This window comes from Streptosporangium sp. NPDC005286 (assembly GCF_040607515.1).
Taxonomy (GTDB): Bacteria; Actinomycetota; Actinomycetes; order Streptosporangiales; family Streptosporangiaceae; genus Streptosporangium.
The window spans coordinates 1-26518 of record NZ_JBEXGU010000133.1; the positions used below are offsets into that span (position 1 = coordinate 1).

At 69.1% G+C, this 26518-nt stretch carries 19 protein-coding genes; 18 read left to right on the top strand and 1 reads right to left on the bottom strand.

Annotated elements, in window-relative coordinates:
* The 17 genes from ABZU75_RS34275 to ABZU75_RS34355 form a co-directional block, all read left to right on the top strand.
* The coding region (locus tag ABZU75_RS34275; protein WP_355563481.1) for a PTS sugar transporter subunit IIA at positions 1 to 260 on the top strand (260 nt) is incomplete at its 5' end.
* A complete protein-coding gene (locus ABZU75_RS34280; RefSeq protein WP_355563484.1) occupies positions 257 to 1291 on the top strand; it encodes a zinc-dependent dehydrogenase in 1035 nt (344 codons plus the stop codon). The genes ABZU75_RS34275 and ABZU75_RS34280, both read left to right, overlap by 4 nt.
* A 13-nt stretch (positions 1292 to 1304) precedes the next feature.
* On the top strand, positions 1305 to 1469 hold the full coding sequence (locus ABZU75_RS34285; protein WP_355563487.1) for an HPr family phosphocarrier protein: 165 nt from the start codon (positions 1305 to 1307) through the stop codon (positions 1467 to 1469).
* Positions 1470 to 1608: 139 nt separating this feature from the next.
* On the top strand, positions 1609 to 2097 hold the full coding sequence (locus ABZU75_RS34290; protein WP_355563531.1) for a phosphoenolpyruvate-utilizing N-terminal domain-containing protein: 489 nt from the start codon (positions 1609 to 1611) through the stop codon (positions 2095 to 2097).
* A 150-nt stretch (positions 2098 to 2247) separates the two neighbouring features.
* Positions 2248 to 5013, top strand: coding sequence for an AAA family ATPase (locus ABZU75_RS34295; protein WP_355563490.1), 2766 nt, complete (start codon positions 2248 to 2250; stop codon positions 5011 to 5013).
* Between the two features lie 307 nt (positions 5014 to 5320).
* The gene (locus ABZU75_RS34300; RefSeq protein ID WP_355563493.1) at positions 5321 to 6022 is read left to right on the top strand and encodes a DUF742 domain-containing protein; all 702 of its coding nucleotides are present in this window, start codon (positions 5321 to 5323) and stop codon (positions 6020 to 6022) included.
* A gap of 158 nt (positions 6023 to 6180) precedes the next feature.
* Positions 6181 to 7617 carry a carboxyl transferase domain-containing protein gene (locus ABZU75_RS34305; protein ID WP_355563496.1) on the top strand — a complete coding sequence of 479 codons (1437 nt, stop codon included), beginning with the start codon at positions 6181 to 6183 and terminating at the stop codon, positions 7615 to 7617.
* 589 nt (positions 7618 to 8206) lie between these two features.
* The gene (locus tag ABZU75_RS34310; protein WP_355563499.1) at positions 8207 to 10966 is read left to right on the top strand and encodes an AAA family ATPase; all 2760 of its coding nucleotides are present in this window, start codon (positions 8207 to 8209) and stop codon (positions 10964 to 10966) included.
* 4 nt (positions 10967 to 10970) lie between these two features.
* Complete coding sequence (locus ABZU75_RS34315) at positions 10971 to 13781, top strand: AAA family ATPase (RefSeq protein WP_355563502.1); 2811 nt, start codon at positions 10971 to 10973, stop codon at positions 13779 to 13781.
* Positions 13782 to 14207: 426 nt separating this feature from the next.
* Positions 14208 to 14897: a LuxR C-terminal-related transcriptional regulator gene (locus ABZU75_RS34320; RefSeq protein WP_350929119.1), complete on the top strand. Its 690-nt coding sequence runs from the start codon at positions 14208 to 14210 to the stop codon at positions 14895 to 14897.
* Positions 14898 to 15178: 281 nt separating this feature from the next.
* Positions 15179 to 15388 carry a DUF5988 family protein gene (locus ABZU75_RS34325; RefSeq protein ID WP_350929121.1) on the top strand — a complete coding sequence of 70 codons (210 nt, stop codon included), beginning with the start codon at positions 15179 to 15181 and terminating at the stop codon, positions 15386 to 15388.
* 161 nt (positions 15389 to 15549) lie between these two features.
* Positions 15550 to 16026, top strand: a complete 477-nt coding sequence (locus tag ABZU75_RS34330) for a cold shock domain-containing protein (RefSeq protein WP_355563507.1) — start codon at positions 15550 to 15552, stop codon at positions 16024 to 16026.
* A gap of 120 nt (positions 16027 to 16146) precedes the next feature.
* Positions 16147 to 17178: a GDP-mannose 4,6-dehydratase gene (locus ABZU75_RS34335; protein ID WP_355563510.1), complete on the top strand. Its 1032-nt coding sequence runs from the start codon at positions 16147 to 16149 to the stop codon at positions 17176 to 17178.
* 118 nt (positions 17179 to 17296) lie between these two features.
* Positions 17297 to 18160 carry a 3-hydroxyacyl-CoA dehydrogenase family protein gene (locus ABZU75_RS34340; protein WP_355563513.1) on the top strand — a complete coding sequence of 288 codons (864 nt, stop codon included), beginning with the start codon at positions 17297 to 17299 and terminating at the stop codon, positions 18158 to 18160.
* Positions 18157 to 18447, top strand: a complete 291-nt coding sequence (locus ABZU75_RS34345; protein ID WP_355563516.1) for an acyl carrier protein — start codon at positions 18157 to 18159, stop codon at positions 18445 to 18447. Before ABZU75_RS34340 ends, ABZU75_RS34345 begins: the two co-directional genes overlap by 4 nt.
* Positions 18440 to 19549: an acyl-CoA dehydrogenase family protein gene (locus ABZU75_RS34350; protein WP_355563519.1), complete on the top strand. Its 1110-nt coding sequence runs from the start codon at positions 18440 to 18442 to the stop codon at positions 19547 to 19549. The genes ABZU75_RS34345 and ABZU75_RS34350 overlap by 8 nt, the downstream gene beginning before the upstream one ends.
* A gap of 18 nt (positions 19550 to 19567) precedes the next feature.
* On the top strand, positions 19568 to 20689 hold the full coding sequence (locus ABZU75_RS34355) for an HAD-IIIC family phosphatase (RefSeq protein ID WP_355563522.1): 1122 nt from the start codon (positions 19568 to 19570) through the stop codon (positions 20687 to 20689).
* Here ABZU75_RS34355 and ABZU75_RS34360 read toward each other — a convergent pair.
* Positions 20686 to 21318, bottom strand: coding sequence for a class I SAM-dependent methyltransferase (locus tag ABZU75_RS34360; RefSeq protein ID WP_355563525.1), 633 nt, complete (start codon positions 21316 to 21318; stop codon positions 20686 to 20688). The genes ABZU75_RS34355 and ABZU75_RS34360 overlap by 4 nt on opposite strands.
* Before the next feature lie 485 nt (positions 21319 to 21803).
* On the opposite strand from ABZU75_RS34360, the gene ABZU75_RS34365 reads away from it, so the two are divergent.
* Positions 21804 to 26518: type I polyketide synthase (locus tag ABZU75_RS34365; protein ID WP_355563528.1), on the top strand; the 4715-nt coding region annotated here is incomplete at its 3' end.

The following is a 26518-nucleotide window of genomic DNA, read 5'->3' on the forward strand; positions in this document are numbered from 1 at the left end:
ACGGCACCTTGGCCGCCAAGGATGCCGTTCATCATGACGCGATCTGTGTGCTGCGTTTTCCCGGCGGTGTCGACTGGGACGGCGAGCAGGTCACGGTGTGTATCGGTATCGCCGCCAAGGGTGATGGTCATGTGCGGCTGCTCGCCGAACTCGCCCAGATCCTGATGGATCCCGAGCAGGCCCGGGCCCTTCGCGAGGCGACGCAGGTCGCCGAGGTGGTCCGGTTGCTGCAACCCAACGAAGAGGACGAGGCACAGTGAAGGTCGCTCGTTTCCACGCTCCCGGTGACATCCGCGTCGAGGAGGCGCCCGAGCCCGTCACCGGAGCCGGTGAGATCAAGATACGCGTGCGCAACTGCTCGACGTGCGGCACGGATGTGAAGATCTCCAAGTACGGTCACCACCACATCAGGCCGCCCAGGGTCATGGGGCATGAGATCGCCGGACAGATCGCCGAGGTCGGCCAGGGCGTGAGCGGCTGGGCGGCGGGCGATCGGGTGCAGGTGATCGCCGCGATCCCGTGCGGGACGTGCGCCGAGTGCGGCCGGGGCCGGATGACGGTGTGCCCGAACCAGGAGTCGATGGGTTATCACTACGACGGTGGTTTCGCCGAGTACATGATCGTCCCGGCCAAGGTTTTGGCGGTCGGCGGCCTCAACCGTATCCCTGAGGGGGTCGGTTTCGCCGAGGCCTCGGTGGCCGAGCCGCTGGCGTGTGTGCTCAACGGCCAGGAGCTGGCCCGTGTGGGCGAGGGCGACGATGTGGTGATCATGGGGTCGGGTCCGATCGGCTGCCTGCATGTGCGGCTGGCCCGCTCGCGCGGCGCGGCCCGGGTGTTCCTGGTCGATATCAACGCCGAGCGGTTGGAGATGGCGGCCGGGCTGGTTCATCCCGACGCGGTGGTGCACGGCCAGGACGTGGTCGAGCAGGTGCTCAAGCTGACCGAGGGCAGGGGTGCTGATGTCGTGATCACCGCCGCTGCTTCCGGGGCGGCTCAGGAGCAGGCGTTGCAGATGGCGGCTCGTCAGGGGCGGATCAGTTTCTTTGGTGGTCTGCCCAAGGATGATCCGATCATTCGGTGTGATTCCAACCTGGTGCATTATCGGGAGTTGACCATCGTGGGTGCGAACGGGTCCAGTCCGGCGCACAACGCGCGGGCGCTTCAGCTCATTGCTGAGGGTGCGGTGCCGGTGGCGGACCTGATCACGCATCGTCTGTCTCTGACCGGGGTCCTGGAGGCGATCGACATCGTCAGCAGGGGTGAGGCCATCAAGGTCACCATCGAGCCCTGAAAGGAAGCCACAGATGCCGGAAAGGACAGTGGCCGTCGCCTCGCGCTCGGGCCTGCACGCGCGCCCTGCCAAGATCTTCGTCGAGGCGGTGATCCGGCAGGGCATACCCGTGCGCATCCGTGTCGGCGGCGGCAAGCCGGTCCCCGCCAACGGCATGCTCGCCGTGAGGTGGCCGTGACGCTGTCCGAGACGCTGCGCGGCCTCGGCATCAGCCCCGGCCACGCAGCGGGCCGGGTGTACCGGAGGGCGGCTCCACGGCTGCCGGACCCCGCTCCGGTCACGGACACGGCCACAGGGATCACCCTGGCGGCGCGGGGCTGGAGGAGGCCGTAAAGGAACCGGCCGTACGGGCGGCGAAAGCGACCGATCCGGCGGCACGCGACGTCCTGGAGGCGCAGGCCGTGATCGTGGCCGACCCCGTGCTGCGCGAGTCGGTCGAGCAGCACGCCGGAGCGGCGATGGACGCCGCGCACGCCATCAACATCGCGTGCGCACACCATCGGCGGGCGCTCCTGTCCGCGGGCGGCTACTTCGCGGAACGCGCGAGCGACCTCGACGACATCGGGAACCGCGCCGTCGCGGTCGTCCTCGGTCTTCCGATGCCGGACGTCCCTTCTCCGGGCTACCCCCTCATCCTGACGGCCGGGGATCTCGCGCCCGCCGACATCGTGTCGGCCCGTGGCCTCCCCGCCGTACGGAACGCCCTCGCCCGCCACTCCACGGCCCGGTGCCGGCACAACGCTCAACTCGCCCGGGCAGCCTGTGGCCCCGATAAAGCACGAAGGGCGGTGCGGGAGGCCTGCTGAGCGGGGCCGGTGCTCGATTCCCGGACCGACTCGGGTGAGTGTCGCGCGGAGCCGGTTTTCGCATTCGGGTTTCGGGCCGGCCGGATCGAAGCATGCTCCCCGTGCCTGATCGATGCGGAGTGCGGCTACTCGTGAAGCGGGATGGTGACCATGTCGGGACGAATCTTCCATGGTGAGGCCAGGCTGGTGGGCCGGGAAGCGGAGTTGGGCACGCTGGTGTCCGGGCTGGACAAGGCCGCACAAGGGTCGGCACGCATGATCCTGATGCGGGGGCCCGAGGGGTCCGGCAAGACCGCCCTGCTGGACGCCTTGGAGCGGTACGCCCGGTGCGCCGGAGCGACGATCCTGCGCGGCTCCTGCTCGCCCGCCGGGGCCCGGCTGCCTTGGCACGCCGCGGAAAGCCTGTTCGGCGGGGCGTCACTCCATGACGAGTACGCCACCGTGCCGCTGTCACACCGGTTGCTCCGGCGCGTCATAGCGGCGACCGCGTCAGGACCGGTGGTCATCATGCTCGACGACACGCAGTGGTGCGACGAGGAGTCGTTGGTATGGCTGGACTTCCTGATGAACCGCGGGTACTACCTTCCGCTGCTCGTCCTGCTCGCCCAGCGCCGTTCCGGCCAGCCGAACTGGCGACGGGCGATTCCCGGTGTCGCCGCGCGCGGGCACCGCACCATCGACCTCGGGCCGCTGTTCGAGGAGGACGCGGGAGAGATGGCCAGGTGGTGGTGGGACGCCGTACCGGAGGAGCCGTTCGTCCGCGCGTGCAACAGCGTTTGCCGTGGCAATCCGTCGCTTCTCGCGCGGCTGTTCGCACGCCTGAGCGAGGAGGGTGTGTCGCCCGATGCCCGGGGCGCGCTCCGGGCCGGTGAACTCGGCGCCGAACTCTTCGCCGGGCAGTTGCTCGCGACGCTCGACCGGCAGCCCGAGTACGTGCGCAAGGTCGTGGAGGCCCTCGCCGTGCTGGGGCAGGCCGACGCGGAACTGGTGGGCATGCTGTCCGGGGTCTCGGAGCCGCTGGTAGCCGCCGTGATCGACATCCTGCGTGACGAGGAGATCATCGACGCCGACCTGGCGGAGTTGAACGACGATCATGTACGCACCATGGTGCTGAGCGGCATGCCGGCCACCACGCTCGATCGGTGGCGGGAGCTGGCCGCCCGGCTGCTCAACGACGGCGGCCGGCCGGCCGAGGAGATCAGTGCGCAGTTGGTGCTGCTGCCCAGGCTTCCCGAGCCCTGGATGCGGGATGTGCTTCTTGAGGCGGCGCGTCGTGCCGAGCGGGACGGGTCACTGGGGGTGGCGGCGCGCTACCTGGGCCGTATGGTCGTGGCCGATCCCGCCGACATCGACGCGCAGGCCGACTTCGCGCGGCTGATCGGACATGACGATCCGTCGGGAGCGTACGCGATGCTCCGTGGCGGGATCGAGGGGACCGGTGACGTACGGGGAAGGGCGCGCCTCGCGGTCCAGCTGGCCAAGGTCGCGCCGCCCCTCGGCAAGGAGCCGGAGGCGGTCTCGATATTGAACGGCATCCTGGCGGAACTCGACGGCGTGGTCGCCGACGACCATGAGCTGCGGACGCTGGTCGAGTCGGCGCTGCTGCTGATCGGATGGAGCCGCCGGTCCACCGCCAGGGTGATCTCCGAGCGGGCGATGGCGATGCCGATACCGGAGGCGCACGCCGTGAGCGAGCGCGAGCTGCTCGCCGTGCGATCGATGATCTCCGCGATGTGCGGTGCCTCGTCCCAAACCTGCCTGGTGCCGGCCCGCCAGGCGCTGAGCGGTGCGGATGAGACTCCCGGTAGCTGGGCATTCGGCGCCGCCGCGTACGTACTCTCGCTCGCTGACGAGGTTGAGGAAGCGGTTCAGGCCATGGACCGGGTGATCGCGCGCGGCGCGGAGCATGGGGACGTCTGGGGCCGGGCGATGGCCTTGTCCACGCGGTCGTGGATCCTGATCGAGGCGGGCGACCTCGACGGGGCCCTGGTGGACGCGACAAGAGCCGTCGAGCTGGCGGACGAGTGGTCGTGGTCGAAAAGCGTCACGGAGCCACGGACGGCCCTGGCGGCGGTGCTCGCCCAGCGAGGCGACCTCGACCAGGCCGCTTTCGTGCTCGGCCAGATGACCTCGCCGGACTTGGAGGAGTCCCTCCTTGACCATCCACGGGTGCTGATGACGAGGTCGTACCTGGCGGAGTCGCGAGGTGACCACGAAGGCGCGCTGTCGTCACTGACCGCCTGTGGCGCGCTGCTTGCCAAGTCCGGTATCAGGAATCCGATATTCGCGCCGTGGTGGCTGGACGCGGCCTGTCTGCTCGCCGACCTGGGCCGCCGGAACGAGGCGGAGGAGCTCGTCGAGCACGGTGAGCGACTCGCCGCGGCCTGGGGGAGCGCATCCGCTCGGGGATTCGCCCTGCTGGCGAGGGGGGCGATCACTGAAGGGAGCGATGGGGTGGAGATGCTCACCGAGACGGCGGAGACGCTGGCGAGCACCCAGGCGCGCTGGTATCTGGTTCGGGCCGAAAGCCTGCTCGGCGAGGCGCTGCTGCGGATGGACGATCGCGAGGGTGCCCGTGGGCATTTCCGCCGGGCCGTGTATCTGTCGGTGCGGTGCGGGTTTCGCGCGCTGGCCGTGAAGGCGCGCGACCGGCTTGTCGCCGCGGGCGGCTGGATGTACCAGGGGGCCGACGGGGTCAAGGATGTGCTGACCATGGGAGAGCGGCGCGTCGCGGAACTCGCGGCGACCGGTGCCACCAACCGAGAGATCGCCCACACCCTGCGCATCGCGGTGCGCACTGTCGAGATCCATCTGACCAGCATCTTCCGCAAGCTGGACGTGAGTGGCCGAACGGACCTGGGGTGGGCGCTGGACGCGCTTGGCAAAGCGGGCCGGATCACGCCAACTGCCGGGTGACATCGCAGGCCGGGCCGGCTCGATCGACGTACGATCAGGAACTGACCGGCAGTGCCGTCGCGCACGGCCCGCCGGTGCATGAAGCGTTCCTACTCGTCACGAGATTCGCTGAACACTGCGCAAATGCCTAGGAATCGACGGAGACAATCAGCAGACCTTCGCGGTGGCAACGACCGCGCGACAAAGCCGCGGGGGTCGGGGATGGCGGTGAGCTCAGAAACATGCTCACCTCCTACCATCGCGCGATCTCGATATCGGTCTCGATCTGATATCGGACGATCTTTCGAGAGCAGGTGAGATCCCCGCGATGTCCCGCAAGAGGCGACAACGGCGAGACGCCGACGGACCGAAGTACCACCCTCTCGCCTTCGGCGGCTGGGGTGACTACAAGACCTGGGCCGAGCACCAGTTCCTGCCCAAACCCATCGAGGACAGCGCGGACGATGACGCGCGGGATGTCGACGCCAACGCCGTCGACGCCGCCGCCGTCGACGTCACGCAGGAAGAGACACGCGGTGATCCACCGGAGCCGCGGTTCGACGGCGATGATCACCACGGCGCCGGGATCTTTCCGGATACGGGCCCCGCGCCGGATGCGGGCCCCGCGCCGGTAACGGACCAGGGCCTGCCGGGGCCGTATCTCGTGCAGCACCCGCAGGACTCGCTGCCGGTCAAAGCGCGGCCGTACGTTCTCACCGGGGGGCGTACCCGCGGTAACGAGCTGCTGCGCATTGACTCGCTGATCTCGGTGACGCCCGAGGGCGCCTGGAGAGCCGACGATCCCGCGCTGCCCCAGGAATATCGCTGGCTCTTCGGCATGTGTCAGGAGCCCATGGCCGTGATCGAGATCGCGGGTCGCCTCAGGTTGCCGATCGGGGTGGTCCTCGTTCTGATCAGCGACGCGATCGGCTGGAACCTGCTCAGGGCGCACCCTGTCGCGGAGGTCGACGGTCAGCCGTCGGTTGAGTTGATCATGCGTGTGCACGAAGGGCTGCGCCGGCTGCGCTGACGCGAGGCCTTCCCGGACCGATCGGGTGTCGCGGCGCACGCGCGGAGGGGGGCGCGGGCGCCGGCCGCTCCGGGACGGGCAGCCAGAACTAGGGTTTTCTCGACACCGCTCCTGGTTCACTTGCGGCTCGGACAACGGGCGATTCGCAGGGGTGAGTGATGACATTTCCCACATTGGCCGTGGTGGACCGAGCCGAGCCGAACCTTGACCACCGTGACCCGACGGTTCGGATGTCACGGTTGCTGGATCCCGACTCACTTGAGATCATCCACCGGCGTGCAGGCGTGGGGGTGGTGGTCGCTTACGGGCGGGTCAACGGCGCGAGAGTGGTGGTCTACTGCACCGACGCCACGCTGAAGGGCGGCGCGATCGGGATCGACGAGTGCCCGCTGATCGTCAATGCCATTGACCTCGCGATACACGAACGCTGTCCGGTGATCGGCGTGTGGCACTCCGGTGGCGCGAAGCTCAACGAAGGCGTGTCGGCGATGCACGGGATCGGGGAGATGTTCGCCGCGATGGTCCGTGCCTCGGGTGAGATCCCACAACTGTCCGTTGTGCTCGGCCCTGCGGCGGGCGGCGCGGCCTACGGTCCGGCGCTGACCGACATCGTGATCATGTCTGATGCCGCCCGCGTCTTCGTCACCGGTCCGGACGTCGTCCGGTCGGTCACCGGAGAGCAGATCGACATGGAGAGCCTGGGCGGGCCGGACGCGCACGGCCGGAAGTCCGGAGTGGCCCACATCTGCACGGAATCCGAGGAGGCGGCCTTCGCCCGCGCCCGCCAGATCGTCACGCTGCTGGCGAAGCCGGGATTCGTCGACGTGGATTCGGTGCGCGAGGAAAGGCCGCTGCGCCACCTGCTCCCCGACTCGCCCCGGCGCGCTTACGATGTGCGCCCGCTGGTCAAGGCGATTCTGGACGAGGAGAACGGGGAGTCGGGATTCGTCGAGTTGCAGCCCAGGTGGGCGCCGAACATGGTGACCGGGTTCGGCAAGCTCGCCGGACGGACGGTAGGGGTGATCGCGAACAACCCGCTGCGCAAGGGCGGTTGCCTCGACTCGCTGTCTTCGGATAAGACATCCAGGTTCGTCCGGATGTGCGACTCGTTCGGCGTGCCCCTGCTCGTGCTGGTCGACGTCCCCGGTTACCTGCCCGGCGTCGGGCAGGAGTGGGAGGGTGTGGTCCGCCGAGGCGCGAAGCTGCTGCACGCGTTCGCCGAGGCCAGCGTTCCGCGGATCACGCTGGTCACGCGCAAGTCCTACGGTGGCGCCTACATCGCGATGAACTCCCGGTCTCTCGGCGCCACCGCCGTACTCGCGTGGCCGGAGGCCGAGGTGGCGATCATGGGGGCGAAGGCGGCGGTTGAGATCCTGCACCGCAAGAAACTCGCCGCCGCGGCACAGAGCGAGCGCGAGGAACTGCTGTCCCGTCTGGCCGCGGAGCACGAAAGGATCGCGGGGGGCGTGGCCAGGGCGGTGAGCATCGGCGTCGTCGACGAGGTGATCGACCCGGCGTGGACCCGGCTGCGGCTCGGCGAGGCGCTGGCCGCCGCTCCGGCGCGCCGAGGCCGCCACACCAACATCCCGTTGTGAGCAGGCCGTCGGCCCCTCTCGTGATGACCGGCGCGGAGTGCCTGGTGCTTCGGTGATCCGGTCCCACACCTGCTTTCCGAGTGAAGCCGCAGTATCGGGCGGTAGCTGAGCAGCCGGTTGTGAGCGGCCGTTCAACGGATCATCAGCTTCATGTCGCATCCGCCGGCACGACGACAGAAGCGGTCAGAGGAAGGATCGCAGGTAAATAAAGGCAATCACAGGCAAACCAACGCCAAACGCTTGCAAACAAACATGGAGATGACTAGGGTCTGCTCAATAGGCGATTGGGGTGCTTGAGCTCAGGCGCATGCATCGTCGATTTGAGGTGCGAATGCCCAGCGGAACTGGACACAGAGTCGGAACCGGGGCCACGACCGGGCCGGTCGGGCTGAGGGGCGCGATCCTTCTGCCCGCCCGTGGCGCCGATGCGGTCGTGGCCGAGCTCTCCAACCTTGGTGGCGGCGTCGATCGCCGGCGGCCTTCGGCCCGTTCCCGTGTCACGGCGGACTCCGGCGGGGGTTCCGAAGCGGTCTCGTCGACCACGGGCGAGCCGGTGTCGAGCACATGGCGGCCGACCCCCAGGCGGTCGGTGAGCGTCCCGGAGCCGGGTGCCCGCTGGAGGGACGCCGCACCGGAGTTCCTGGCCGAGCGGGAGGGGCAGATACGCCGGCTGGGCAGGCAGGTGACCGAGCTTCAGTTCGGCCGGTCGAGCATGGTGACCGTGCTCGGAGAACCGGGTACGGGAAGGAGCGCCCTGATCAGGGCGACTGTCGCGCGTGCCCGGGAGGCCGGATTACTGGCCGTCCTCGCCCGCTGCTCGCCCGCTGAGGCCGATCTTCGCTACGGCGTCGTCTCGCAGATCACCTCCGGGCTGGCCGGCACCGGATATCTGGCCTTCGCGCGGCGGTTGTGGGTGGAGGACCAGCCGGCCGAGACCTTGATCCCGGCGCTGTGCGGGGAGTTCGTGGCGCTCGCCCGAAACCATCCGCTGCTGATCGCCCTGGACGACGCCCAGTGGGCGGACGAGGAATCGAAGGCATGGCTGGCGGCCATGACACACCGGCTGCGAGGCGTTCCGATACTCCTGGTTCAGGCCAGGGCCCTCGGCGAAGGCGAAGGCGGCACCACCGGATCGGCCACCGAGCCCGGACCGGTGCCCCACAGCGTGATCCATGTGCCGCCGCTGAGGGAGCGCGGGGTCCGGCAGGTGATCCTCTCCCGGTACACCGGGCCCGTCGACGGAGCGTTCGTGACCGCCGCCACCGAGGCCACGGGGGGCAGCCCGGCGGCCCTGCTCGCCGTACTCGACCATTTCGCGCACGCCTCCCTGTCGCCTGTCGCGCGGTACGTCCCGGTCTTGCTGGAGCGGGCCGCCGAGGTGAGCGGCGACCGGGTGGCTGAGTCCCTGTCCCGCCTGCCCGCGGATGCCCTCGCGCTGCTCCGGGTGATGGCGGTTTGCGAGAACGGCCTCGGTTTCGACCTGCTCACGTCCCTGGCGTCGCCGAAGACGATGTTTCCCGAGCAGGCGCTGTCCGTCCTCGTACGACTGGGTCTGGTGACCGACGGGGAGGACCCGCGGCCGGTCAGCCCCCTCATCGCCGAGATGGCGCTGGCCGGGATGGACGTCGGGGAGCGGCAGGCGCTGGCGACGCGCTCCGTCGAGCTCGGGTACCGGGCGGTGATTCCGGAGGACCGGCTGGCCCGGTTGCTGCTCAATGCCCGGCCGGTCGGCGCCGAATGGGTGGTGGACCTATTGCGCCGGGTGGCCCGGCGGCGACGTCTCCATGATGATCACGAGGGTGCCGCCGCCCTGCTCGTCCGCGCGCTGCGGGAGCCGGTGGGAGGCGAGCAGCGGCAGCGGCTGCTCATCGAGCTCGCGATGACGGAGGTGGGCCACAGCCCGGCGACGAGTGACCGGCGATTCCAGCAGGTGCTGCTGAACAGCGGGCCCGAGGTGCCGGTCGCGGTGCTCGTACGGGCGGCCGATCTGCTCAACTCCAGGGGCGACGCGTCCGCCACGTATCGCGCCGTCGCGACGGCTTACGCGCGGCGAGAGGGGGACGCAGCGGACGTTGGGTCGCTGGCGGCCATCGGCTGGCTGGCGCAGAACGACTGCACGAGCGACCCGGTGCTGCCCGTGCCGTCGTTCCCGGACCCGCCCGACCGGTCGGGAGATCCGGTGCAGGCGGGTATCGCGGCCTGGATGCTGGCTGTCCGCGGTGAGCGCATGTCCCGGGCGCGGGAACTGGCCAGGACGGCCTTCCAGCTCAAAGGGGAGGACCAGCCGTTCGGTCCGAGGATTTACGCCGCCAAGACGCTGTTCTTCGCCGACGAGGTGGCCGAGGCGGTGATCGGGCTGGACGAGGTCCTGGCCGACGCCCGACGCTGTGGTGCACGGGTACCGGCCGCGCTGGCGCTGATCCAGCGCAGCCGATGCGAAATGCGGCGGGGCAACCTCGGGCAGGCGATGGGTGACTTCGAGGCGGCACGGGCGGAGCTGCCGCTCACCTCGTGGCACCCGCGAGTGGTTCCCTACTTCGTCGCGATGGAGGCGCGCCTGCACCTCGCCGGCCAGTCCGTGGAAAAGGCGGAGCAGGTGCTGGCTCAGGAGTTGCCCTCAGGGGCGGATCAGGGCGCGGCCTGGGGGACGCTGCTGTACGCGCGTGCCAAGGTGCGCATGGAGCTGGCCGATCCGGAGGCCGCGCTGCGCGACATCAATGAGTGCGGGCGTCTCGTGCTGGCCAGGGGGTGGACGAATCCCGCGGTGCTGTCCTGGCGATCGGTGGCCGTCGCGGCGCACAGCGCGTGTGGGAACACCGAGGCAGCCAGGCAACTGGCGATGGAGACGGTGGAGCGAGCGCGGGAGTGGGGTGCCCCCAGCACGCTGGGGTTGGCGCATCTGGGCGCGTCGCGTGTGCTGAGCGGTGCCGAGGCCACGAGCGAACTCGAACGCGCCGTTCGGATCCTGCGGGACTCGGTGTCGCGCGACTCCTACGCGAGGGCGTCGGCCGAGCTGATCATGGCGTCGGGGGAGCATCCCGGGGCACTGAGCCTGCTGGAGGAGGCCACGAGGAAGATCCCCATGCCTTCCGGTGGACTCACCGAGAAGGTTGTCGAGGAACGAGCGCCGACGCCGAACGAGACGAGGCACCTGCTGACCGTCCAGGAGGAACGAATCGCCGGGCTGGCCGCCGCGGGCCGCTCGAACGCCTACATCGCGAGCATCCTGTCGGTGAGCGTCCGAACCGTGGAGCTGCGGCTGACCGGGATCTACCGCAAGCTCGCCGTCACCAGCCGTAACGAGCTCGCCCCGCTCCTGGCCCCGGCACCGCGGAACATGGGGGATTGATCCCATGCTGCTGGAACGCGGAAAAGAGTTGGCTCGGGCGGAGCAGGCGGTCCGCGCGGCCGAGGCGGGCGACGGATCCATGATGGCGGTCATAGGTTCGCCCGGCGTCGGCAAGTCGGTCCTGCTGCGCTCCCTCGCCGACGCGGCCGCCCCGCACGCGCGGGTCCTGCGCGCCAGCGGCACGCTACTCGAACAGGACTTCACGTTCGGCATCGCCCAGCAGTTGTTGGAGCCGCTCGTGGCCGAAGTGCCGGAGGCCCGCTGGGCGGCCTGCTTCCGGGGTGCGGCGAGCGTGGTGCGGGGGATGTTCCTCGGCGGGTCGTGGTCCATCGGCCCGCAGCGGTCGCTCGGACAAGAGGCGATCCTGCAGGGGCTGAACTCGCTGATCGTCAATCTGAGCAAGGACAAAACCCTGCTGATCGTGGTCGACGACCTCCAGTGGGTGGACGCGCCGTCCCTGCGCTGGCTGGCTTACCTCGCCAAGCGTCTGGACGGCGCGCGAGTTCTGGTCGCCGGAGCCTTCTCGGAGGAATGCGAGGCCTCCGACCACACGCTGCTCAGGGAGATCGCCGCCTCGGCGGCTCGCACGCTGTATCCGATGCCGCTGTCAACGGAGGGCGTGCGCCAGTTGATCAGCGAGCAGTTCGGCGAGGCCTGCGATCCCGACTTCGCCCGGGCCTGCCACGAGGTGTCCGGCGGGAACCCCGCTTCACTGGTCGCGGCGCTTCGCGGACTGCGCACGGCCGGCTTCCAGCCCGTATCGCCGCAGGCCGGTGAGGTTCGCGCCGCGAGCCAGCCCTTCCTGCGCGACCGGCGCATGTTCTGCCTCGGCATCCAGCCCGCGATCGTCCAGGATCTCGCGCGGGCGATGGTCGTGCTCGGAGACCTGGCGGAGCCAGAGCTCATCAGTGAGCTCGCCGGCCTGGACAGCATCGACTACAAGTCCGCGATACAGACCCTGGACCGCCTCGGCCTGCTCGCCGGCGGGGAGTCCCCGCAATTCGTCCACCAGAGCGTGCGGTACGGCATCGAATCGGCGATGAGCGTCAACACGCGAGCGCTGATGCACCGCCGGGCGGCGGCGCTGCTGCACAATGCCGGGCACCCCGCCGAGCACGTCGCCGACCAGCTCTTGCTGGTCACCTCCGGGTACGAGCCGTGGGAGATCGACACCCTGCGCGCGGCCGCCGGCGCCGCGCTCGAACGCGGTTCCGCGAGGGAGGCGGTCCGTTACCTCCGGCACGCGCTGCTGCACTGCCCGCCCGACAGTGAGGCTCGGGGCCGGCGCCTGGTCGACCTGGCCGCCGCCGAGCGGGGGGTCGACCTCGCGTCCTCGGTCACTCACATCGCGCAGGCCGTGCCGATGCTCACCTCGGCGGCGGAACGCGCGGCGGCGGCACTGTGGATCCCGCCCGCGCTCGGCGCGGTCAACCCGTCGTTGGGCGCGCTCGTCCAGGACGTGGCGTGTCGGCTCCACGACCTTGGACCGGCGTACGCCCGGGGGGATCTCGGCCTGCGGCTGGAAGCCCGTACCCGCTATCTCCACCTTCAGGATGCCGCGCATCTCAGCACGATGGCCGACCGGTTGCGGGGGTTCGGCGCGGATGCGCCGGTCTCCACCGGCGCCGGGCGCGAGCTGCTGGCCCTGCTCACGTACGCGGCGGCCGTGACCGGCGGTGTCACGGCCGGTGAGATCTCCTCGCTGGCCACCCGGATCCTGGAGCGAGAGCCGCCGCGCGCCGGGCACGCCTATACCGCCCTCCCGCTGCTGGTTCCGGCCCTTGTCCTCGCCGACGCGGCGGCACCGGTGGCCCAGTGGCTGGACGCGGTGCGGGACCAGGCTCAGCGCCAGGCACTCGATGGAGTCACCGCGCTGGTCAACGCGGGGCGGAGCGCGACCCTTCGCGCGTCCGGGCATCCGGTCCAGGCCAAGAGCGCCGCGTTGAGCGTGGTCGACAACGCCGACCCGGCCTGGCCGGAGGCGACGACGCTGTCCATCTGGACGCTCGCCATGATCGCGCTCGAGACGTGGGACGTCGAGCTGGGCGAGCGAGTGATTCGTACGAGTCCGGAGAGCGGCGACCTCCGCGTGGTCGTCGCGCATCGCATGGTGCGGGGGATGCTGGACGCGGTGCGCGGCGATCTGCCTGCCGCGCTGGACAGGTTCCTCGACAGTGGCAAGCAGTTGTCGCGCTGCGGATGGACGAACACGGCGCTGTACCCCTGGCGTGTGTGGGCCGCGGCGATGAACCACCGGCTCGGGCGCGCGCAGGTGGCGGCCGAGCTGGCCGACGAGGAGCACGCCTTCGCGCGGGCATGGGGCGCACCCGCGGCATACGGTCGCGCGCTGCGGCTGCGCGGCACGATCACCCCGGGTGGGGAGGGCATCGATCTCCTCCGGCAGGCCGTTGACACGCTTCGTTGTTCGGAGGATCGGATCGAGCTGTCCCGGACGCTCACGATTCTCGGCAGAAGGCTTGCCGAAACCGGTTCCGGCGACGCGGAGTATCTCATCTCCGAGGGCAGGCGGGTCGCCCGGGAACGCGGCGTTTCATGGGCCGAGGGCGACGAGGACTCGGAATTGAACGGCCCGGTGCTGCGGCTGGTCGCGCCGGAACGCGGTGAACTGACCAAGGCCGAGGAGACGGTCGTCGCCTTCGTGCTGCAGGGCTGGACGAACCAGCAGATCGCCGATTCCCTTGGCATAACCCGCCGCGCCGTCGAAAAAAGTCTGACGAGCACCTATCGCAGGCTCGGGGTGAACGGCCGGGCGGCGCTCGTCGAAGAGTTGAGCGCGCGGAACGCGGGCGAATAGGCCGCACAAAGGCATGCGGCTATATTTTATCTGACGGCGCGTCCATAAGGGAACCGCCCGGTGACGACGGGCGTCGCCGTTCGCCGGCCCGGCGCGATCTGGATCGCGATTCATCATTTTTTGGATGACCTGCCGCGGTGCCGTCTGTCCACGTGGAACCGCGCGTCTCGATTCATGGAACGCTCCTGGAGCGGGACGCGAACCGTCTTATGAAGCACGCGGAGTTCGGTACCGAACGCGACCGAGGGGCCGCACCGCAAGCTCCGAACCAACCGCCTTGCGTACCACAGTCTTTCACGGACTGTAGTGGGCTTGTGTTGACTCGCTTTCCGTTTGGTTAATATCATACTAATAAGTGGATTCAGCCGTTACTTCGAAGTTACCGGAGCATCGCCTGGTCTACCGGAGGAGAGGGATGGTCATCAGATGAGCATTGATGCCGGAGCCGCCCTGGTCGATGAGGAAGAAGAGTTTTTCCTGGTCGGTCAACCCACTGACAGCATAGATCAATACCGTTCGTTTTTCGACCAGTCAGGGATTTGCGTGGCGAATCTCGACCACGCGACCAGGGTAATCGAGGCGAATCTCGAATTTACCCGGCAGTTCGGACGTTCCCTGGCGGACATTCGTGGGCGGGCATTCTGTGAGCTGCTGCACCCGAGCGTCCGCGACAAGATGGGACAGCAGTTCGCCCGTCTGACGGATCACCAGCGCGCCCGCTTCGAAGAGCGCATGATCGCCGTACGGCCGGACCACACCGTGCTCGGCGGTGAGCTGACCGGGATCGCGCTTCACGACGAGGCCGGCTACGTCGAGAGCATCATGGTGCTGGTGCGATCCGATCGGGAGCAGCGTGACGACCTGCTGACCGGGCGAAAGAGGCTGCTGAGCAGCATGGAAGCGCGCGTCATCGAAGGGGTGGCGGCGGGAGTGTCGACCGTGCAGCTCGCGTCGATGCTGTACCTCAGCCGCGGCGGTGTGGAATACCACGTGACGACGCTGCTACGAAAGCTGAAGGCCAGCAACCGCCCGGCCCTGGTCTCCAAGGCATACTCCATGGGCATCTTCCGGCTTGGCTCCTGGCCGCCCCGAGTCCTGCCCGAATTCGTGAAATAAGTCCATTTAATGGGCCGGCGGTCGCGCGGTGATCTGACTGACCGCGTAGTTGAGCGGCCGGAAACCAGTGGAAATACCAGTGTTCGGAGCGACCGGCGGCGCCGGTGTGGAAGGCCATTGATCCGATGGCTTGACCCGATTGCTCCGTGATATTCATCTTATTCTGGTATAGCGATTCCGGCGCGGCCTCGACCGGATGGTCCCGGCCGGTTTCGACGGAAAGTCGCCGCCGATCCCGATCACGTTCTCCAAAGGACCGCCATCGTAAGGGAGGTGTCATCGTGACCAGTGCAAAAATTGTGCTCGCCGGTGGACCGGAGCGCTTGTTCACTCGCGATCACGTTCGACGGACGGACAATCCGAACGAGAAGGTGAAGATTCTCCTCGGCTCGGGGTATGAGCACTTCGTGCACAACGGTGAGTTTCTGGTGATCGAGGGAGAGAATCTCCCGGTATTCCAGTGGTCCGAACGCACCAAAATAGCCGAGTAAATGTAGTCGGCCGGTTCCCGAAACGAGCGGGATCCTATGTGCCGCGTCGCCGGAGATTCGGCTTTCGGCTGAGCCGTGAGCGAATCCTGGGTGGTCGCGACGGGTGGTTCTCCTGGCAGGGCTCCTCATTTCGGGGAGCGTGGTTCTCGTGAGGTGTGGTCATGGTAACGGGTAAGGTCATCAGCTTCGACGAATTCCGCGGGTTCGGTTTCATCGCCCCGGACCCGGGCGGCGAAGACGTTTTCATGCATGTCAACGACCTTGATGGCGACAAGCGTCTCATCTCGGTCGACACGCGGGTCGAATTCCTGGTCGAGAACGGTGGCAAGGGCCTGAAGGCGTCCCGGGTCCGCGTGCTCGACCGGCCCGGCGGGCCGAATTTCCCGCTGTCCTCCATACCGAGGCCCACACCGACACCCGCGTCGATCGCGACGGCGTCACGGGAGCCGGCCACCTCCACACCCGATCGTCAGGGCAACGACGTCGGCTTTTGCGACGTGCTGTCCGTCAAGGACTTGACGCGGGAGATCACAGAAGCCGTGCTCGCGGCCGTGCCGACGATGACGGCGGAGCAGATCCTGAGCGTCCGCAAATGCCTCGTCGAACTCGCTCAGACGCACGGCTGGGTCGATGAGTAGCGTTCGCGGGCTGTCGGCCCCGGGCCGACTCGATTCCCACCGTGGGCGCACCGTCAGCGTCTTCGCGGTCGCGATGGTGTCCGATCGGATTACTCGTCCGCGGTGCTGAAAGGAAAGTGCATGTCCAGGCGCGCGCTGATCACCGGTATCACCGGCCAAGACGGTTCCTATCTGGCTGAGCATCTGCTGTCCCTGGGATACCAGGTCTGGGGACTGATCAGAGGGCAGGCCAATCCCCGAAAGTCCCGCATCAGTCGCCTTGTCAGCGACCTGTCGTTCGTCAACGGTGACCTGCTGGACCAGGGAAGCCTGGTCACGGCGGTGGACAAGGTGCAGCCCGACGAGGTGTACAACCTCGCCGCCATCTCCTTCGTCCCGATGTCCTGGCAGCAGGCCGAGCTGACCGCCGAGGTCAACGGGATGGGCGTGCTCCGGACGCTGGAGGCGATCCGCCTGGTGTGCGGGCTGGACAAGTCCCGCAACGACAGCAGTGGTCAGATCCGCTTCTACCAGGCATCGTCCTCGGAGATGTTCGGCAAGGTCGTGGAAAGTCCGCAACACGAGACGACGATCTTTCACCCGCGCAGCCCCTATGGGGTGGCGAAGACATATGGCCATTTCATCACCCGGAACTATCGTGAGTCGTTCAACATGTACGGCGTCTCCGGCATTCTGTTCAACCACGAGTCGCCGCGCCGGGGCGCGGAATTCGTGACGCGAAAGATCTCCCTCGGTGTCGCCCAGATCAAACTCGGCCTGCAGGACAAGTTGTATCTCGGTAATCTCGACGCGGTCCGCGACTGGGGGTTCGCCGGCGATTATGTCCGCGCGATGCATCTCATGCTGCAGCGGGACGAGCCCACCGACTACGTCGTGGGCACCGGCTGCATGCACTCGGTGCATGACGCCGTACGGATGGCCTTCGAGTACGTCGGACTGAATTGGCAGGACCACGTCGTCATCGACCCGGGGCTCGTGCGTCCCGCCGAGGTGGAGACCCTCTGCGCCGATCCAAGTCGCGCCAGAGCCGAACTCGGCTGGGAGCCGACCGTCGGCTTCGAGCAACTCATGCACATGATGGTGGAATCCGATCTCCAGAACGCCTCGCGCGAGCGGGAGTTCGGAGACCTCATCCTCGCATCGAGCTGGTGAGCTCACCGGAGCTCTCATGCGTCCTGTCCTTACGACCGTCCCGGTGCCAGGGCATTAGGAGAAGCGATCCGTGAAGCACAGGGACGGGCAAACTCCAACCGTTATGTGAGGCTCAGGGATGAGTGAAGTGGAAGGTGCTCGTCTGGGAGTCGTGGGTGCCGGGGTGATGGGCACGGGGATCGCCGTCGTGGCGATCGGCCACGGTATCCCGGTCGTGCTCGTCGACGTGTCGGAGGACAAGCTCGCCGACGCCCGGCGCCGCATCGACCTCCAGCTCCGGCACGCACGGCTCATGGGCGCGGTGCCGGCAGAGCGCCCGGCGGCCGGTCTGACGACGACCATGGAACTTGAGGCCGTCGCCGGCACCATCGCGGTCATCGAGGCGGTCACCGAGGGCACCGAGATCAAGGCGAAAGTGCTGGGCGAGGTGTCGAGGCTGGTCAAGACCGGCACACCGCTGGTCTCCAACACCTCGGGCATCCCGATAGGGGAGCTGGGGAGATTCACCGACCGCTCGCATGAGCTGGTCGGCATCCATTTCATGAACCCGGCCTACCTGATCACGATGGTGGAGGTGATCAGGGGCGACCAGACGAGCGATGAGACCATGACCGCGGTCACCGAGCTGCTGGCGCGGATGGGGCGCCGCGGGATCGTCGTTCGGGACGCCCCGGGGTTCGTCACGAGCAGGCTCCTTCACCCCATGATCAACGAGGCGGCACGGATCGTCGCGGCCGGCGTGGCCACTGCCGAGTCGGTCGACGACCTGATGCGAGGCTGCCTCGGGCATCCCACCGGACCCCTGCGCACGGCCGACCTGATCGGACTGGACAACCTGGCCGACGCGCTGCGAATGCTGTGGGAGCGCACCGGCGACGCGAGCTTCCAGCCCTGTGAGCTGCTGCTGGAGAAGGTGGCCGCAGGACACCTCGGACGCAAGTCCGGTAAGGGCTTCTACGACTACGAAAAGGTGCTCTCGTGAACACGAAATCAGAAGAGACGGTTCAGTCGACCCCCGAGACCGTCCAGCAGCGGATCCACGAGTTCCTCGAAGAGCGGATCAAGACGGACGTCGCCGTCGACAAGGATCTGTTCGCCTCCGGGCTCGTCAACTCGATGTTCGCCATGGAACTGGTCGTCTTCCTGGAGCAGGCGTACGGCATCGCCATCATCGGGGAGGACCTGAAACTCGACAACTTCCGCACTGTCGAGCGGATGACGTCCCTCGTCCTGCGGCTGCTTGACACACCGGTGGCGGACCATGCCTGAATGGCGCGCCGACGCGTGCGAAGAGGTCACGAACCTGGTCGGGGACCAGGCCGCGGCATGGGACCTTGCCGGTGTCCTCCCCGTGGAGATGCTCCGGACCCTTGGCAAGCAGGGCCTGCTGTGCGCCGAGGTGCCGGTCGAATACGGCGGCATCGGCGCGGGCAGCTCGGACAACGGCGCTTTCACCGCACACGTGGGCAGCCTGTGCAGTTCCCTGCGCAGCGTGATGACGTCACAGGGAATGGCGGCGTGGACGATCCAACGGCTTGGTGACGCTCGCCAGCGGCGGGAGTACCTCCCCAGGCTGACCGGCGGCGAGCTGGCCGCCGTCGCCTTCAGTGAACGTGACGCCGGCAGCGATGTGACGGCGATGGCCACCACAATACGTGCCGACGGCGACACGGTGGTGGTCGACGGGCAGAAGGCGTGGACCACCGTGGCCCGCTACGCCGATTCGATCGTCGTCTTCGGACGGTACGGGGACGGCGGCGCCGCCGTCGTCGTGCCCGCCGACGCTCCGGGAGTCACCATACGGCCGGTGCCCAACCCGAGTGGCTGCCGGGCCGCCGGGCACGCCGACGTCAGCCTCGACGCCGTCCGGCTGCCCGCGAGCGCCGTGCTCGGCGGCGGCGGACAGCAACTCCAACTACTGGTCACCACGGCTCTGGCCTACGGCCGGATATCGGTGGCCTGGGGCTGCGTCGGGATTCTGCGGGCCTGCCTTTCCGCGGCAGGCTCGCACGCGAGGACCCGCCGGCAGTTCGGCCGGCCGCTGGCGGAGCACCAACTCGTGGCCCGGTACCTCGCCGAGCTCATGGCGGCCGAGCAGGCGGCGACACGGGTCTGCGAGCACGCGAGCCGTTGCTGGGACGCGGGGTCGCCGGAGATGGTGATCGCCACGGTCCTGGCCAAGTACGTCGGCTCGACCGAGGCCGCACGCGGTGCGGCGGCGGCCGTACAGGTGCTGGCGTCGGCGGGGGCGCAGGACGGCCACGTGGTGGCGCGGGCCTACCGGGACGCGAAGCTCATGGAACTCATCGAGGGCAGCACTGAGATCTGCCAGCTCATTCTCGCCCAGCACGCCGTCGCGCAGTCGCGCTGACCGAGACGAGGAGAACAGGTGCTCGACAAGACCGCGATGGTGAAATGTCTGGTGTGGGATCTGGACAACACGCTATGGCAGGGGACCCTGCTGGAGGATGACGAGGTCCGCCTGCCGGAGTCCGTACGTGAACTCATCCAGGTGCTCGACTCCCGGGGTATCCTGCAGGCTGTCGCGAGCAAGAACGATCATGACCATGCCTGGGCGAAGCTTGAGGAGCTGGGCATCGCGGAGTACTTCGTGCTGCCGCACATCAGCTGGTCGCCCAAGTCCGGCTCGATCCGGCGCATCGCGGAGGAGCTGCGGTTCGCCCACGGCGCGATGGCGTTCGTGGACGACCAGGCCGCGGAGCGGGCCGAGGTGGCATTCCATCTTCCCGACGTACGGTGCTACTCCGCCGATCAGGTCGCCGAGCTGGCCGGGCTGCCGGAGTTCAGCCCGGAGACGGTGACCGAGGACGCCCGGCGTCGGCGGGAGATGTACCAGGCCGGTTTCCGGCGGCAGGCCGCGAAGTCCGGCTTCACCGGTCCGGATGAGAGGTTCATCCGCTCACTCGACCTGGTGATGCGCATCGAGCACGCGACCGTGGAGCACCTCGCCCGCGTCGAGGAGCTGACCCTGCGCACCAGCCAGATGAACGCCACCGGCGTGCATTACTCACAGGAGACGCTGGTCCGGCTGCTCGACGACCCCCGGCACCGCGTCCTGGTCACCTCGTTGAGCGACCGTTTCGGGCCGCACGGCGCGGTCGGAGTCGTTCTGCTGGAGCTGGGCACGCATGCGTGGCACCTGAAGCTGCTCGCCACGTCGTGCCGGGTCGTGTCCTTCGGCGCGGGCTCGGTGATCCTGCGCTGGCTGGTCGACCAGGCCGCGCTCGCCGGCGCGCACCTGGTGGCCGACTTCCGCCGGACCGACCGCAACCGGATGATGGAGATCGCCTACCGGTTCAGCGGGTTCACCGGCGAGACCTGCCCGTGCCTCGGGAGGCTGCCCGCCCCCGACGTCAGCGGCCTGCAACGGCTCCACCTCGTCCCGACGCCGCAGGACCCGCCCACCACGATGGACCTCATCGCGCCGGACCTCGGCTCTTCGCCCGAGATCCGGCTTTCCGATGTCCTCAGTCCTTCGCCCGTCGCCTAACAGGGCGGTTCCGCAGGGCCCTTCTTGCGTACCAGCGTGATGCCGTCCGCCATCGGCAGCAGTGAGATGTCCACCCGGCGATCCTCCAGGAGGAGGGCGTTGAACCTGCGGATGGCGTCGGTGTCCGCGTCCTGTGCCGCCGGGTCGGCGACCTTGCCGAAGAACAGGGTGTTGTCCACCACGATGAGCCCGTTGTCCTTGAGCAGCGCGAGGCCGGCCTCGTAGTACTTCGGATAGCTTGGTTTGTCGGCGTCGATGAACACGAAGTCGACCGACCCCGGCCCCTCGTCGAGCAGCAGCGCGGCAAGGGTGTCCGACGCGTCGCCGATCCGCAGGTCGATCCGGTCGAGCACGTCGGCCCGGCGCCAGTAGGGCATTCCGAAGCGGGGCCACCGCTCGGTGATGTCGCAGGTGATGACGCGGCCTCCGGGAGCGACCGCGCGGGCCAGGCAGAGCGTGCTGTAGCCGGTGAAGGTACCGACCTCCAGCACGGTCCGCGCGCAGGTGAGGCGGGCCAGCAGTGCCAGCAGTTGCCCCTCCTCGGCCGTGACCTGCATCGCCCTGCCCGCGGGCAGGGCCGCGGTCTCCTCCCGCAGGGAACGCAGGATCTCGTCCTCCCGCGACGACATCTCGTGAACGTAGTCTGACAACTCTGATGTGATGTGAAGCTGACCGGCCATTGCGCGAGCGTAAGGTCCCGCGCGCTGGTCATTTCCCCAGAGTCACGGGCCGTGCGGTCTCCGCGCACGCCGGGACGCGCCGTAGAGCCGTCACCAAGAAGGTGACCGGCCGGGACGATGGCGCCGCGGCCGCAGTTACTAATGATTTTCAGGGAGCGCCGGGCCAAGACTGGGCCGATGTGGATGGAGCTTGTGAACTCGACGCGGCGGTGTGAGTCCGGACGGCGCGGCGTGCGGTGCCTGCGAAGGTGCCGAACCCCCTGACTCCTTGCCCCCGCCCGTACCTTCCCGCGAGGCGCGGGTCCGTGCGTCTCGCCGGTGACCGCCTGCGAGGCGCACACGGTGGCGCTGTGATCGCCGAACTCGATTGCGAAGCATTCGAGGCCCGACGAGTTGATGAGTTCGTGCTGGTCGTCGAAAAGGGTTGAGCTGATATGGACAACGAAGCGAAACTCCGGGAATACCTCAAGCGGGCGACCGCGGATCTGCGGCGCACCCGGCAACGCGTCCACGACCTTGAAGAACAGCACCTGGAGCCGATCGCGATCGTCGGGATGACCTGCCGGTACCCGGGCGGTGTGTCCTCGCCGGAGGACCTGTGGCACCTGCTCGCAGAGGGCGGTGATCCGGTATCCGAGCCGCCCGCCGATCGTGGCTGGGACCTTGACAGGCTTCGGGACGAGTACGGCGCCGCCGTCCCGCAGTCGTTGTCCGGTGGGTTCCTGCGTGACGCGGCGGACTTCGACGCCGGTTTCTTCGGCATCTCCCCCCGGGAGGCGCTGGGCATGGATCCGCAGCAGCGGCTGCTGCTCGAAGCCTCCTGGGAGGCCGTCGAGCGAGCGGGCATCGACCCGATCGCGCTACGGGGCAGCCAGACCGGGGTGTTCGTCGGCGCGATGTCGCCGGACTACCGCGACAGCCTGCCGCGCGACATCGACGCCTTCGGGCTCACGGGCACGGCGAACAGCGTGATGTCCGGCCGGCTGTCGTACACACTCGGACTGGTCGGCCCGGCGGTGACGGTGGACACGGCCTGCTCGTCGTCCCTGGTCGCGCTGCACTGGGCCGCTCACTCGCTGCGGATGGCCGAGTGCACCCTGGCGCTCGCGGGCGGAGTGACGGTCATGTCGACGCCCAGCACCTTCATCGAGTTCAACCGCCAGGGTGGCTTGTCGCCCAACGGGCGATGCAGGGCGTACGCCGACAGCGCCGACGGTACGGGCTGGTCGGAGGGCGTGGGCGTGCTGGTACTGGAGCGCCTGTCGGACGCGCAGCGTAACGGGCACCAGGTGCTGGCGGTCATCCGTGGCTCGGCGGTGAACCAGGACGGGGCTTCGAACGGTCTGACCGCGCCGAACGGTCCGTCGCAGCGGCGGGTGATCCGTGAGGCTCTGGCCGGCGCGCGGCTGTCGACGGCGGACATCGACGTGGTGGAGGGTCACGGGACGGGGACGACGCTGGGCGACCCGATCGAGGTCGAGGCGTTGATCTCCACGTTCGGCGAGGACCGGGAGCGGCCCTTGCTGCTGGGGTCGGTGAAGTCGAACATCGGTCACACGCAGGCGGCGGCGGGCATGGCCGGTGTGATCAAGATGGTCATGGCGATGCGGCACGGGGTGCTGCCGAAGACGTTGCACGTGGATGCGCCGTCGTCGCGGGTGGACTGGTCCGCGGGCGTGCTGGAGCTGCTGACCGAGCAGCGGTCCTGGCCGGAGACCGGGCGGCCGCGCCGGGCGGGGGTGTCGTCGTTCGGGGTCAGCGGCACCAACGCCCACGTGGTGCTGGAGGAGGCGCCGCAGGCCGAGGCGGACGCGCCCGCGGAGGATCGGGCACCTGCGGACGCGGGCGTGGTGCCGGTGCTGGTGTCGGGCCGGACGGAGGAGGCGCTGCGTGCTCAGGCGGCGAGCCTTCTCGCGCACCTGGACGGTGCGCCCGAGACGGCCGTGGTCGACGTGGCGTTCTCGCTGGCCACGACGCGGTCGGCGTTCGAGCATCGGGCGGGCGTTCTCGCCGCCGATCGCGCCGAGCTGCGCGCGGGGTTGGCGGCGCTGGCGGACGGTGTCTCCGCCGCCGGAGTGATCAAGGGCCGCGGCAGGCAGGCCAAGCCGGCGGTGTTGTTCACCGGGCAGGGGAGTCAGCGGGCGGGGATGGGCCGGGAGCTGTATGCGCGGTTCCCGGTGTTCGCGGCGGCGTTGGACGAGGTGATCGCCGAGCTGGACCCGCTGCTCGACGGGTCGCTGCGCGAGGTGCTGTTCGCCGAGCCGGGGTCGGCCGAGGCGGAGGCACTGGATCGGACGGGGTGGGCGCAGCCGGCGTTGTTCGCGGTGGAGACGGCGCTGTTCCGGCTGGTGTCCTCGTGGGGAGTGCGGCCGGAGGTGCTGGCCGGGCACTCGATCGGGGAGATCACCGCGGCGCATGTGGCCGGGGTGCTGTCGCTTGGGGATGCGTGCGCGCTGGTGGCGGGCCGGGCGCGGTTGATGCAGGCGCTGCCGTCCGGCGGGGCGATGGTGGCGGTGCAGGCCTCGGAGGAGGACGTCGAGCCGTTGCTGGCCGGGCGCGGGGGCGAGGTGTCGGTCGCGGCGGTGAACGGCCCGGCCTCGGTGGTGGTCTCCGGGGCCGAGCAGGCGGTCCTCGACATCGCCGCCGTCCTGGCGGAGCGGGGGGTCAAGACCCGCCGGTTGCGAGTGTCGCACGCGTTCCATTCGCCGTTGATGGATCCGATGCTGGCGGACTTCCGGGCCCTGGCCGGCACGCTGACCTACCATCCGCCGCGGATTCCGGTGGTGTCGAACGTGACCGGGGAGACGGCCACCGCCGAGCAGCTGTGCTCGCCGGATTACTGGGTGGACCAGGTGCGCGGCGCGGTCCGGTTCGCCGACGGGGTGCGCACCCTGCGCGCCCAGGGCGTCCGGGCCTATCTGGAGCTGGGCCCGGACGGGGTGCTGACCGCGATGGCCCAGGACACCCTGGCCGCCGAACCGGACCCGCGCGACACTGACTCGACGCCGGATTCGCAGCTACGCGCCCAGAACTCCGGGTGGGAGCCGGACGAGGTGCTGGTGCCGGCGCTGCGCAGGGACCGGGACGAGCAGCGCGCGGTGATGTCGGCGCTGGCCGCTCTGCACGGGCGCGGGGTGTCGGTGGACTGGCATGCGGTGTTCCCCGGCGCCCGCCGGGTGGAGCTGCCCACCTACGCCTTCCAGCGCGAGCGGTTCTGGCCTGATGGCGCGGGCTCGCGGGTGGGAGACGTGACGGCGGCGGGCCTGACGGCTGCCCGGCACCCGCTGCTGGGGGCTGCCGTGGGGTTGGCCGACTCCGATGAGGCGCTGCTGATCGGGAGGTTGTCGCCGAGGTCGCATCCGTGGCTGGCCGATCACATGGTGGGCGGGATGGTGGTGTTCCCCGGCACCGGGTTCCTTGAGCTGGCGGTACGGGCGGGTGATCAGGTCGGCTGTGACGTGGTGGAGGAACTGACCTTGACCGCGCCGCTGGTGCTGGGCGGGGACGACGCCGTCGCGGTGCAGGTGCGGGTGGGACCTGTGGACGGGTCGGGCCGCCGGGAGCTGAGCATTCACGCTCGGCCGGTGGAGGCCGACGACCATGATGCGTGGGTACGGCACGCCGGCGGCGTGCTGGCGAGCCGTGATCACATCGCCGGGGTGGGCGGGGCCGGCACGCACTTCGATACGGCGGTGTTCGATACGGCGGTGTGGCCGCCACGGGGTGCGTCGGCGATCGAGCTGGATGGGTTGTATGACCGGCTGGCCGAGGGCGGGCTGGGCTACGGGCCGGTGTTTCGGGGGTTGCGGGCGGCGTGGCGAGGTGCGGACGGTGAGGTGTTCGCGGAGGTCGCCCTGCCCGGACAGGTGGTTGACGCGGGGTTTTTCGGGGTGCATCCGGCGTTGCTGGACGCGGCGTTGCACGCGGTGCCGTTCGCCGGGCTGGACGATGCCGAGGGCGGCCGGTTGCCGTTCTCCTGGGGCGGGGTGTGCCTGCACGCCGGTGGTGCGTCGGCGCTGCGGGTGCGGCTGGCCAGGACGGGCGCTGACGGGGTGTCGCTGGTGGCGGTGGATGCGGCGGGGGAGCCGGTGTTGTCGGCGCGGTCGCTGGTGCTGCGTTCCTTCTCGGCCGATGACCTGCCGGTCGCCGGCGGCCGGGTGCTGGGGCGGGATGCGCTGTTCCGCGTGGAGTGGACGGCGGTGCCGGAGCATGCGGTGGTCGGTGGGGTGCCGGTGGCGGTGCTGGGTCTGGGGGCGTTGGGTGCCGTTGCGGCGTGGCGGCCGGATGGGGATTCAATTCCGGTTCATATGGATCTGTCGTCGCTGGTGGAGGTGGGGCCGGTACCCGGGGTGGTGCTGACGCAGGTGGCCGTGGACCCGGCCGGGGAGATGACGGGGTCGGTTCACGAGTCGACCACTCGGGTGCTGGGTCTGGTGCAGGCATGGCTGGCCGATGACCGGTGTCGTGGTTCCCGGCTGGTGTTGGTGACCAGGGGCGCGGTGGCGGCGGGTGACGGCGAGGTGGTGGCCGATCTCGCGGCGGCGGCGGTGTGGGGTCTGGTGCGCAGCGCGCAGTCGGAGAATCCCGGCCGGTTCGTGTTGGTGGATGTGGATGAGGAATCGGCGTTGTCGGCGTTGCCGGGGGTGTTGGCGTCGGGTGAGCCGCAGGTGGCGGTGCGCGGGGGTGAGGTGTGGGTGCCGCGCCTGGTACGGGTGGCGCCAGGCTCTGCCGGTGATGTCCTCGCCGATGACGGTGGCCGGGTCTGGGATCCGGAGGGGACGGTGTTGATCACTGGTGGGACGGGTGGTCTGGGTGGGTTGTTCGCGCGGCATGTGGTGGCCGAGCGTGGGGTGCGGCGTCTGCTGTTGACCAGTCGGCGGGGTCTGGAGGCTCCGGGTGCGGTGGAGTTGCAGGCGGAGTTGATCGCGCATGGGGTCGAGGTCGCGATCGTCGCCTGTGACATGGCCGATCGGGGCCAGGTGGCGGCGTTGCTGGCCGGGGTGGATGCCGAGCATCCGCTGACGGCGGTCATCCACACCGCGGGTGTGCTGGACGACGGGACGATTCCGTCGCTGTCGCCGGAGCGGTTGGAGACGGTGTTGCGGCCGAAGGTGGATGCGGCCTGGCATCTGCACGAGCTGAGCGCGGA